Source organism: Chryseobacterium fluminis (assembly GCF_026314945.1).
Taxonomy (GTDB): Bacteria; Bacteroidota; Bacteroidia; order Flavobacteriales; family Weeksellaceae; genus Chryseobacterium; species Chryseobacterium fluminis.
In genome coordinates this window covers 2,593,801-2,605,391 of sequence record NZ_CP111121.1, presented here as the reverse complement: position 1 = coordinate 2,605,391, position 11,591 = coordinate 2,593,801, and the positions used below count along the sequence as shown (strand labels likewise).

Annotated in this window: 10 protein-coding genes and 1 pseudogene; 8 read left to right on the top strand and 3 right to left on the bottom strand. The window is 37.0% G+C overall.

The features are described from left to right. Positions 1–65: 65 nt before the first annotated feature. The 5 genes and pseudogenes from ODZ84_RS11890 (at position 66) to ODZ84_RS23440 (ending at position 4,408) form a co-directional block, all read left to right on the top strand. Entirely contained in the window at positions 66–899 is an 834-nt protein-coding gene (locus ODZ84_RS11890; RefSeq protein ID WP_266172524.1) for an OmpA family protein, read from the top strand. 372 nt (positions 900–1,271) lie between these two features. After that, positions 1,272–1,919, top strand: a complete 648-nt coding sequence (locus ODZ84_RS11885) for an O-methyltransferase (protein WP_266172523.1) — start codon at positions 1,272–1,274, stop codon at positions 1,917–1,919. A gap of 71 nt (positions 1,920–1,990) precedes the next feature. Continuing rightward, positions 1,991–2,707, top strand: coding sequence for a C40 family peptidase (locus ODZ84_RS11880; protein WP_266172522.1), 717 nt, complete (start codon positions 1,991–1,993; stop codon positions 2,705–2,707). A 2-nt stretch (positions 2,708–2,709) separates the two neighbouring features. Next, positions 2,710–3,186: a DUF1648 domain-containing protein gene (locus ODZ84_RS11875; protein WP_266172521.1), complete on the top strand. Its 477-nt coding sequence runs from the start codon at positions 2,710–2,712 to the stop codon at positions 3,184–3,186. Then, positions 3,183–4,408, top strand: a pseudogene (locus tag ODZ84_RS23440) (3-deoxy-D-manno-octulosonic acid transferase). Before ODZ84_RS11875 ends, ODZ84_RS23440 begins: the two are co-directional and overlap by 4 nt. On the opposite strand, the gene ODZ84_RS11865 reads toward ODZ84_RS23440, so the two are convergent. From ODZ84_RS11865 to ODZ84_RS11855, 3 genes are read right to left on the bottom strand one after another with little or no spacing between them, the layout of a single operon-like run. After that, complete coding sequence (locus ODZ84_RS11865; RefSeq protein ID WP_266172520.1) at positions 4,400–5,026, bottom strand: deoxyuridine 5'-triphosphate nucleotidohydrolase; 627 nt, start codon at positions 5,024–5,026, stop codon at positions 4,400–4,402. The pseudogene ODZ84_RS23440 and the gene ODZ84_RS11865 overlap by 9 nt on opposite strands. Next, positions 5,026–5,784 (bottom strand): glycosyltransferase family 2 protein, encoded by a 759-nt coding sequence (locus tag ODZ84_RS11860; RefSeq protein WP_266172519.1) that lies wholly within the window; start codon positions 5,782–5,784, stop codon positions 5,026–5,028. Before ODZ84_RS11860 ends, ODZ84_RS11865 begins: the two co-directional genes overlap by 1 nt. A 15-nt stretch (positions 5,785–5,799) precedes the next feature. Beyond that, positions 5,800–6,783 (bottom strand): acyltransferase family protein, encoded by a 984-nt coding sequence (locus ODZ84_RS11855; protein ID WP_266172518.1) that lies wholly within the window; start codon positions 6,781–6,783, stop codon positions 5,800–5,802. 198 nt (positions 6,784–6,981) lie between these two features. Between ODZ84_RS11855 and ODZ84_RS11850 the strand changes: the two genes are divergently transcribed. From ODZ84_RS11850 to ODZ84_RS11840, 3 genes are all read left to right on the top strand, one after another. Then, positions 6,982–7,449 (top strand): lipocalin-like domain-containing protein, encoded by a 468-nt coding sequence (locus ODZ84_RS11850; RefSeq protein ID WP_266172517.1) that lies wholly within the window; start codon positions 6,982–6,984, stop codon positions 7,447–7,449. Between the two features lie 192 nt (positions 7,450–7,641). After that, the gene (gene leuS, locus ODZ84_RS11845) at positions 7,642–10,455 is read left to right on the top strand and encodes a leucine--tRNA ligase (protein WP_266172516.1); all 2,814 of its coding nucleotides are present in this window, start codon (positions 7,642–7,644) and stop codon (positions 10,453–10,455) included. Between the two features lie 240 nt (positions 10,456–10,695). After that, positions 10,696–11,559 (top strand): MotA/TolQ/ExbB proton channel family protein, encoded by an 864-nt coding sequence (locus ODZ84_RS11840; RefSeq protein ID WP_259110324.1) that lies wholly within the window; start codon positions 10,696–10,698, stop codon positions 11,557–11,559. Positions 11,560–11,591: the final 32 nt, after the last annotated feature.

The following is an 11,591-nucleotide window of genomic DNA, read 5'->3' as shown; positions in this document are numbered from 1 at the left end:
ACAAAGATAATCCATATAATTCAATTCAATTTTGTTACCTTTGGAATGTCTAAAAATGATTATTTATGAAGATTTTTAAAATTTTAGCAGTTTCTGCAATGGTGTTGGGATTGACATCTTGTATCAGTAAAAAGCAGTACGATGCCTTAAGTACGAATTACAAACAATGTATTGAGAATATTGGGGAAAGACAGAGAGAAATCCAGGATCTGAAGTCTCAGAACTCGGCATTGGCGGGTGAGAATAATTTATTAAAAAGTCAACATGATGCTTTAAAATCATCATTGGATGCCTGTTTATCAAACACAGGAAAAAGTTCTGCCAATATTGATAAATTAGTAAGTGAAATTAACTCTTCTAACTCTTACATCAAACAGTTGATTTCCAATAATGCTAAAAACGACAGTTTAAATCTAGCATTGTCAAACAAACTGAAAAGATCGCTGGATAATGTTGCAGATGATGATGTTCAGGTGAAAGTTTTGAAAGGCGTTGTGATGATTTCCCTTTCAGACAAAATGTTATATAAAACGGGAGACTATAATATCTTACCTGCCGCTCAGGAAGTTCTAGGGAAGGTTGCCAAGGTTATCAACGATTACGACAAGTATTCTGTGCTGATTGAAGGAAATACAGACAATGCCCCTTTAAATTCTCCTAACTTACCAAGAGACAACTGGGATCTTTCCGCTTTGAGAGGTACATCGGTGGCTAAAATATTACAGTCTCAGTTTGGAGTAGATCCTGCAAGAATTACAGCAGGCGGACGTTCTGAATACAACCCTAAGGCAACCAATATGAGTGTTTCCGGAAGAGCTGAAAACAGAAGAACGGAAATTATTATTATGCCTAAACTCGATGAGTTTATGAAGCTGATGGATATTGCGCCTAAAAAATAATTTTACAAACATATATGTACAACAAATCCCGGGGAGATCCGGGATTTTGTCTTTTTCATCAAATTAATTCTTCTTTTTTCAATAAGGAAATAATTCGCTGAAAAAATGAATTGGATATTTCGTTTTTTGATTTCAGAAGAGAACCGGTTTTGCTCTTTAAAAAAGCAATTTTCCGATTCTCCGGTCTAATTTGGTTTTCCCCTGCATTCATGTTGGTTTCTTAGTGTTTTACCCTTCTGTGCAAAAATAAAATTATTCAGCATAGAAAACATCCGTATTTTTACGGTATTTGAGATGGGGTTTTCCCTGTCTTTTGGAAATTCATTCTTATTTCTTATATTTCGATAAATTTGAATAATAAAAAATTGAAGAATGAGCTTTTTTGAAGAAAAGAATCCTGAAATGGACCGGTATCTTGAAACCCATGCTTCCGCAGAACCTGAAATTCTGAAAAAATTAAGACGGGAAACCTACCAGAAAACAACACAGCCTCATATGATTTCCGGATATCAGCAGGGAAGACTTTTAACCATGATCTCCCAGATGCTGCAGCCGAAAAATATCCTGGAAATAGGAACTTTTACTGGATATGCCACGCTTTGTTTAACGGCTGGTCTGTCAAAAGAAGGAAAAATTACCACGCTGGACGTTAATGAAGACCTGGCCTATCTGCCGAAAAAATATTTTGAAGAAAGTGAATATTCGGATCAGATCGACTTTAAACTTCAGGATGCCAAAATGTTTTTACAGGAAACGGATGAGGTTTTTGATCTTGTGTTTATAGATGCAGATAAGGAAAACTATGCCGAATATTTCAGATTGATTAAACCTCACACAAAATCCGGATCGGTTGTATTATTTGATAATGTACTCTGGTACGGAAAAGTACTGGAAGAAAATCCTAAGCAGAAAGCTACCCAGGTGATCCGGGAATTAAATGATTTGATTGCAAAAGATGACGATTTTGAAAATCTTATTTTACCTTTGCGTGACGGAGTGAATTTTCTAAGAAGAAAATAATATTAAATAATTAAAGATTATGCAGTCTGTAATTTTTAATTTTTAATCATTCAATCTTTTAATTAAAATTAATGAATAAAGGAATTTGTATTGTTACCGTGGCACCGGTACGCGCAGAAAGTTCTGATAAAGCAGAAATTGTTACGGAAATATTGTTTGGTGAAAGTGCAGATGTTCTCGAAGTCAATAAAAACTGGACCAGAATAAAAATGCACTATGATGGCTATGAAGGATGGATGGATACCAAACAGCTCAGAACTGTAAGCGATGAGGAATTGGCCAACAGAAAAGTAACGGTCGTCACTGAAGATTTTTCATCTGTTTTAATGAAAGATGGAAAAACGCTTCTTTCAATAGGTTCGGAGGTCGAATTTCCTGCGGTAGCATCGCAAAGAAGCCATGATATCCGTGAGAGTATTGCTTTAACAGCGCGCGAATTTTTAAACGTTCCTTATCTGTGGGGTGGAAAAAGTTTTTTCGCCGTAGACTGTTCAGGTTTTACTCAGTTGGTTTATAAAGTTCATCAGATAAAACTTCCCCGAGATACTTCCCAGCAGGTAGAAGTGGGTGAATCTTTATCATTTGTAGAAGAAAGCCAGCCCGGTGATTTAGCTTTTTTTGAAAATGCTGAAGGGAAGATTATTCATGTGGGAATCATGCTGGAAAACCAGAAAATCATTCATGCTTCCGGTAAAGTAAGAATCGATACTCTGGATTCTACAGGGATTTTTAACAAAGAAATGAACAAGCATACTCATAAATTAAGAGTCATTAAAAAAATTATTTAGATATGAAAATCTCTACATTTTTATTGACAATAAATATCGCTTTACTTATTTTTATCTGGGTTTTTACAGGTGTGAAATATGCGGAGTTGCCGGAAATTGTTCCGTCACACTTTTCGGTTAACGGAAGGGTAGACGGGGAAAGCGCTAAAAATACCATCTGGTTTCTGCCGGCGATTGCTACCTTTATATTCCTTCTGATGGTCGGAGTTCCCCGGAACCCGGATTCACCGATGCTGAATGTCCCGCAAAGCTTCAGAAATAAGGAAACTTTAAAACTTTATATGTACAGTATGCTACTCCCGGTACTTCTTCTGTTAGGGGATACAGTGGTGGAAAGCATATTAATGGCTCAGGGTCGCTTAGCCGAAATGACCAATGCTGTTTTTGTTTTACTGGCTCTGTTGTTTGGGGTGATGGGATTCTGTATCTTCAAAATGCTTAAAGAAAGCCGTGCAGAACTATTAAATTCCAAACCTTGAAATTTCTATACAATATTTTTATCAGTCTTCTCATATTCGGGATGAAGGTTTTTTCGCTGCTTAATGATAAAACTAAAAAGGGCGTTGAAGGAAGAAGAATGTCCGTGTCAAAAGTAAAAGCTGCCTTTTCAAAGCGTGACCGGGTAATCTGGATGCATGCCGCAAGCCTTGGTGAATACGAACAGGGGCTGCCCGTACTGGAAAACCTGAAGGAGGAATTTCCCACTTATAAAATCCTCGTTACCTTTTTTTCTCCTTCTGGATATGAAAATGTCATTAAGAAAAAAAATGTAGCGGATGTCATCTGTTATCTGCCTTTTGACAGGAAGAAAGATGTAAGAGAATTTATTTCTCAGTTTACGACTGAACTATTTTTTACGGTGAAGTATGATTATTGGTATAACTTGTTGGAAGAACTAAGGACGCAAGGTGCTAAGACGTATGTTATTTCTGCCCTGTTCTATGAAAGACAGGCATTTTTTACATCGTATGGGAAATGGTTTGTCAAACAGTTAAAAAGAAATATCGACTGGTTTTTTCATCAGACGGAAATGTCCTTTGCCCTTGCTAAAAGCGTCGGCTTAACACAGTCTTCCGTAACGGGCGATACGAGATATGACAGGGTGAGGCAGCTGAGAAAAAGAGATAATCAGGTAGATTGTATTAAAGATTTTATTGAAGAAAAAAAGCTGTTGTTTTCGGGAGTTCATGGCAGGCAGAAGAAAGAATTGCTGAAATGGTCTCAAAGAAAACGAATAATACAAAAATAATTATCGCTCCTCATGACCTGAAAAGAGTTTCTCATTTACAGTCAGTTTTTCCCGAAGCTGTATTGTATTCTCAAATTACAGATTCATCCTTTACGGATTCGGATGTTTTAATAATAGACAGCATCGGATTGCTTTCAAAATTATATTCATATGCAGATGTTGCAGTGGTGGGCGGAGGTTTTCATGATGCAGGTCTTCATAACATTTTAGAAGCTGCGACATTTGGAATTCCTGTTGTTTTTGGGAATCATTACCGCAAAAACCCTGAAGCCGATGATCTTATTTCTGCAGAGGGCGGAAAAGCTTTTGGAAATGAAGGCGAAGCTGCAGAATTTGTCCTTTTTCTGTTGGAGGATCAGGAAACACTTGCCGCAATGTCTCAGAACGCCGGTGAATGTATAAGTAGCAAACCTGACTCTACATCGCTTATCATCAGGGAAATGTTATCGTAGAAATCCCTGTTTCTTTATATCCCTGATGATCTGGTCAAAATTTTCAGGAATTCTGTCGGAGATCAGCCAGTTAAAATCGATCCCGTTGTTGATGAATAATTTTTCCAGATAAGAGTTTTGATGAACTTTATCTTCAATGCTTTCAAGCTGTTCGTCAATTTCCATCCAATAATCTTCGTCTAATTTTTTTATCAGAAGTAAAGCTTTAACGATCTTATTGATCAGATACAGGTACAGCTTGTAGACATTGTCAAACCTTTGTCTGGTAAGGTCTTTATTATGCTCTAAAATTGTATTGACCAACAGGAGATTAAGCGAAACTTCCCCGAATTTATCAGTCGTAATTTTCACGTGTTCCGTAATTTCGGCACTGAGTTTCCGGATAATGCTTAAATAATATTTTTGATTTCCGATATACGCTGAAGCAAGAACGATTTTCTCCTGGACAAGTTCTTCCATCGCATCCCGCTTATTGTCCGTGGTCTCCTGGTCGATAAGCTCAAAATACAGTTTTTTGGACAGTAATTTATCCTTTTTCAACAGCCTGAAAATAAGACGGTCTTTTTCTACATTCGAAAAAGCGCTGAGGGCTGCTTTAAATTCTTTTGAATACTCCATCAGTTAAAAATTTTAGAATATTTTAAAAATCCGTTCACTGCCCAATTGGCAGTATAATATAAAGACTTAAAGGTAGAAAACTGCATAAAATCCTTGTAGACAAGATACTGATCTTTAATGATGTTTTTCTTCTTTCTTGAAACGCTGTTCTCCCTCATCCTGTATTTTGCCAGGGTTTGGTTTAAAGGATACCCTTTTGGAATTTCTTTCAGTAAGTTAAGCCACATCACATGATCTTCCCGTTTACTTTTTACCGGGAAGAAAAACTTTCCTACCCTTTTTGTGTCGTAAATAGTCGAAACCGGGGCCAGTCTGCAGGTTTTCAGTAAATTCGAAAAAGTAACAATTTTATCCGCCATAAAATCTTTTAATACAGGTTCCATCGTATGTTCGTCACATCTTGAATAATTACAATAGACCAGTTCTGCTTTATTCTCCTGCAGGTAGGCGGTCATTTTTTCAAGGTATTCAGGATACCAGAAGTCATCAGAATCAAGAAACGCAATATATCTTCCCTGGGCTCTTTCAAGACTCTTATTTCTTGCATTTCCGGCACCACCGTTCTGCTCCAGGACCTGAAGTTTTATTCTCGGATCATTATATTTTTTTATAATCTCAACGGTATTATCTTTAGACAGATCATCAGTGATCAGCCACTCCCAGTTCTGATAGGTTTGGTTTAAAACAGACATTATCGTCTCTTCGATAAATTCTGCAGAATTATATGACGGTGTAATGATTGAAACGAGCGCTTTCATCGGTGTTACAGTTAATTATAAAAATTTTTTCTCATAAAAATGCCATGAACTGATTCCTACGCCAATGACTACGAGCATGCATACCAGTGCCATGATGTAAGGATTGTAGTCTTTAAATAATCCCAGCGTCGTAAAAGTTCTGATAATCGGAAAGTGGAAAATATAGATTCCATACGTGAAATCACCGTATTTTCCGAAATTATTCAGAAACTTAAATGAGTAAGCAATATAAAGCGTAATAATACCGATCATCATAGGAGAAAATAAGATAATCCCGGTAATTAAATCAATCCAGACCGTTAGTACAGCGATAAGGAATAAAAGGTTTTTATGCTTAATAAACTTGTCAAAGTTAAAATAAATCAGCATTCCCGGGATGAAAAATGATAAAGTTCCCGGAAGTTGTTTGGCGAGGGAGATCTTACCTAACGATTCAAAATAATTAAGATACACCAGGGATAAGAAATAGATGATCATTAAACTGATATTTCTGTACCTGTTATTCTTACCAAAAAGCAAGAACAGCAAAGGAACACAGAAATAATAGCACATTTCAATCTTCAGGGTCCATAATGCACCATTCACGGCCTGATTTCCGAAAACTCCGGGGAGCCACGGGGCTTTAAAATTCAGAAATAAAGAATTCCAGAAAAGATATTTATAGACCTGGGTATTGCTGAAATACTCCGTGAAGGAATAAGTACTTACCAGGCTTAATAATATGGCACATAAAAACACAACAAGCAGATAGGCAGGAACAATCCTCTTGATTCTCTTTTTCAGATAGCTTTTTAAACTGGAAGACCGGTCGTAGCTTCTCGCAATAAGAAAACCACTGACCACAAAAAACCCGAAAACGGCTATTTCTACGGGGCTGTGCTCAAAAATTTTAAGCTCGTCGGAAGCAGCTAAGGCTCCCAGATGTCCCACGAAAACGATAAAGGCGAGGAGAACACGTAAGAAGTCAAAATTATTTTTCGTTATGTCTTGCATCTGCATTTGCATTGTTTTATGCAAAAATAGTTCTTTTAATAAAACAGAGGCTCATTGCCATCGGCAATATTTGTTAAATAAAGGCAATATGGTCGATAATTGTTCATATATTTTTGAAAATAAATAAGTTTGAAATAATTTTTCACAAAATATTATTAAATAAATCAAAAAAATTATAATTTTAGCCCTTGAAAAATTTGATACATGAAGAAATTAGTATTACTATTTGCAGGTTTATCATTATTAGCTTTTACTGGATGTGAGGATGACGAGACTGAAAGAACATTTGGGATTGTCGGGTACTGGCAGCCGTTAAAAGAAGTGAGAACAACGGTTCCGTTAGGAGGCACCGGTGTTTCAGACGAGATTTTGTATTCAGACTGTCAGAAAGAATCCAGATGGGCATTTCCTGATAAGTATACCGGAAAAAGAACCGAAAAAGGCGATAGTGCTACTCCCGGACAATGTGCTACCGTTTACGAACGTAATTTCACCTACAACTATAGTGAAGATACAAAGGAAATAGAAATCAAGTATCAGGGCATTGTGGAGCCGGCAAGAGGAAAAGTAACTTCACTTACTGAAAACACGATGAATATCACCTTCGAAGATAAAACAGATCCTACGGAATATCAGTCTACAACATTTACTTTCAAAAGAAATAATAACTAAACAGTTTGTGATTCAAAATATAAAGATCTCGTCTTCGGATGAGATTTTTTTGTTAGTGTCTTGATGATAATTAATTATAAATTAAATTTTAATTTCTTTTAAAATCATTAAATTTGTGAAAATTAGAATCGGAATTAATGATAAAATTAAATCTGATATCTAAAGTCTAACATCTAACATCTATTATATAAAGTGTTTTACGATCATCAGCAGATAGAAAAAAAGTGGCAGAAATACTGGGAGGACAATCAAACATACAGGACTTCCGATAATACAGACAAACCCAAATTTTATGTTCTCGACATGTTTCCGTACCCGTCAGGTGCGGGGCTGCACGTAGGCCATCCGCTGGGATATATTGCATCGGACATCTATGCGAGATACAAAAGACATCAGGGCTTCAATGTGCTCCATCCGGTAGGTTACGACAGCTTCGGACTTCCTGCAGAGCAGTATGCAATTCAGACGGGACAGCATCCTGCGGTGACCACGGAACAGAATATCAACAGATATGAAGAGCAGTTAAGAAAAATCGGTTTCTCATTCGACTGGAGCAGGGAAGTAAGGACTTCTGATGCTTCTTACTATAAGTGGACACAATGGATTTTTATTGAACTCTACCATTCATGGTATAATAAAAATACCGGTAAGGCAGAGTCTGTATCAACTTTAATAAAACATTTTGAAGAAAAGGGGACGGAAGATTTAAATGCCAATCAAAATGATGAATTGAATTTCACGGCAGACGAATGGAAGAATGCTTCTGAGATCGATAAAGAAGATATCTTATTAAATTACCGACTGGCGTACAGGGCCGAAACAACGGTGAACTGGTGTCCTGCCCTGGGAACTGTTCTTGCCAACGATGAAATAAAAGACGGAAAATCTGAAAGAGGAGGTTTTCCTGTTTTCCAAAAGAAAATGATGCAGTGGAGCATGAGAATTTCTGCTTATTCTGAAAGATTACTGCAGGGATTAAACTCACTGGACTGGCCTCAGCCGCTGAAGGATGCCCAGGAATACTGGATCGGAAAATCTCAGGGAGCTCAGGTTAAATTTAATATCGACGGTCAGAACGAATTCGTTGAAGTATTCACAACAAGACCTGATACTATTTTCGGCGCTACCTTTATGGTACTGGCTCCGGAAAATCCATTAGTGGAAACAATTACTTCCCCGGAACAGAAAGCCGAGGTAGATGCTTATATTGAAGAGACTTCCAAAAAAACAGAAAGAGACCGGATGTCTGACGTGAAAAACGTTTCAGGTGCTTTCACGGGAAGTTATGCCATTAATCCTTTCAGCCATGAAAAGATGCCGGTCTATATCTCGGATTATGTATTGATGGGGTATGGGACAGGAGCGGTAATGGCTGTTCCTGCACATGATGAGCGTGATCACCGGTTTGCAAAGAAATTCAATTTAGAAATTAAAAAAGTTGTAGAAACTGAAGAAGATGTTCAGGAAGCTTCTTTTGATTCTAAAGCCAGTGTCTGTGTAAATTCTGATTTCTTAAACGGATTAAGCTATGACGAAGCTAAGGTATTAATTATTAATGCTATTGAGAAAAAAGGAATCGGTCACGGAACAACAAATTACAGGCAGCGTGATGCGATTTTCTCCAGACAGCGTTATTGGGGAGAACCGGTTCCTATTTATTATAAAGATGGGATGCCTTACACATTGCCGGTTTCTGCATTGCCTCTGGAACTTCCTGAGGTTGAAAAATATTTACCCACGGAAGACGGAGATCCGCCATTGGGGAATTCAAAAACTTTTGCCTGGGACGAAGCGAACCAAAAAGTAGTAGCTACCGGATTAGTTGATGATAAAACAGTATTTCCTTTAGAATTATCGACCATGCCGGGTTGGGCAGGAAGCTCATGGTATTTTCTGAGGTATATGGATCCGCAGAATGATGAGGTTTTTACAAATAAAGAAAAATCAGATTACTGGGGACAGGTAGATCTGTATATCGGAGGTAGCGAGCACGCAACAGGTCATTTATTGTATTCCCGTTTCTGGAATATGTTTTTAAAAGACAGAGGCTATATCAATCATGATGAGCCATTCCAAAAGCTGATCAACCAGGGGATGATTTTGGGAATGAGTGCTTTTGTGTATAGAATTGACGGTACAAATCAATATGTATCTAAAAATCTGGCGAAAGATTACCAGACTCAGGAAATTCATGTGGATGTATCATTATTAAAAGGAACTTCAGATGAATTGGATACTGAAGCGTTTAAGGCCTGGAGACCGGATTATAGAGATGCTGAATTTATTTTAGAAGATGGAAGGTATATCACAGGACGTGAAGTAGAAAAGATGTCCAAATCCAAATATAATGTCGTTAATCCTGATGATATCTGTGAAGAATACGGTGCAGACGGATTAAGATTATATGAGATGTTCCTGGGACCGCTTGAGCAATCCAAGCCATGGAATACCCAAGGTCTAAGCGGGGTTTACGGTTTCCTTAAAAAATTCTGGAATCTGTATTTTAATGGCGAGGTTTTTGAAGTGTCAGATGAAGAACCGACTAAGGCCGAATATAAAGTATTGCATACCTTAATAAAAAAGGTGGTTTACGACATCGAAAACTTTTCTTTTAATACCTCAGTATCGTCATTTATGATTGCCGTAAATGAACTGCAGAAAATAAAATGCAACAAACGCAATATTTTAGAACCTTTAGCCGTTATCATTTCTCCGTATGCACCACACATCTGTGAAGAGCTGTGGAGTATGCTGGGACACGGTGAGTCAATAGAATTTGAAAAGTTTCCTGTTTTAAATGAGGATTATCTGGTAGAAGACGAAATTTTATACCCGGTAAGCGTCAATGGAAAAATGAAATTTAAAATATCCCTATCTGCACAGCTTTCTGCGAAAGAAGTTGAGGATTTGGTGATTGCGGACGAAAAAATGCAGCAGATTTTAGAAGGAAAAGCACCGAAAAAAATCATTGTTGTGCATCACCGAATTGTGAATATAGTAATTTAAAAGAAAATTAACATTGGCAAATTTAAAATAATGAAGGCTTAATTTTTTTAAATTTTTAACGTAATTGTTAAAATTGAGAAATATTACCAAAAAAAGAGAAAATAATTATAATATCGAAATTGTATTAAAATTTCTTTATCAAAAAAAAGCAAAATGTTTATTTAAGACTCTTGCATTTTAATTAATTTTGCCTTTAATTTACACCCTGTAAAATTTTAAAACAATATAATTTAGTTAAATATGGAAATGAATGTTTCAAAAAATGATGAGCAAGTAGTTGCTAGAAAGGCAGGAGGTTTAAATCCAGCTGTAATTATTCCTATTCTATTCTTAATAGGAGTTGCTATTTATCTATTCGTTCTTGGTAATCCAGGAAATTTTAAAGATGCAGACAAACTAGGTGGGGGTTCTGTAGCTTTCTCAAGTGTTGAAGGAAAAGACATTCACCCAGAATCGTTCTTAGGCATTATCTACAAAGGAGGGGTTATCGTACCGATCTTGATTACTTTCATGATCACTGTAATCGTTTTCTCTTTTGAAAGATATTTTGTTCTTGGTAAAGCTGCCGGAAAAGGAAACTTAGACAACTTTGTTGTACAGGTGAGAAGCTTACTGAACCAAAACAAAGTTGATGAAGCTTTAGAAGAATGTGACAGACAACAGGGTTCTGTTGGAAACGTAGTAAAAGAAGGTCTTACTACTTACAAAGCTTTATCTCATGATACAACTTTAAACAAAGAGCAGAAAATGGTAGCGCTTAACAAAGCAATCGAAGAAGCTACAACTCTTGAGATGCCAATGCTTGAGAAAAACATGATGATCCTTTCTACCTTAGGTACTGTTGCAACGTTAGTAGCACTTTTAGGTACGGTAATCGGGATGATCAAGGCATTCTTTGCATTAGGTTCAGGAGGTGGTACTCCGGATGCGGCTGCACTTTCTACAGGTATCTCTGAAGCCTTGATCAACACGGCATTAGGTATTGGTACTTCAGCAATCGCTATCATCCTTTATAACTTCTTTACTTCTAAAATTGACGGATTAACTTACAAGATCGATGAGATCGCAATGAGTATCCAGCAGTCTTTCGCTGAGTTCAACTAAGAATCAGCAGGGAATTGCATTAAGAAAAACGA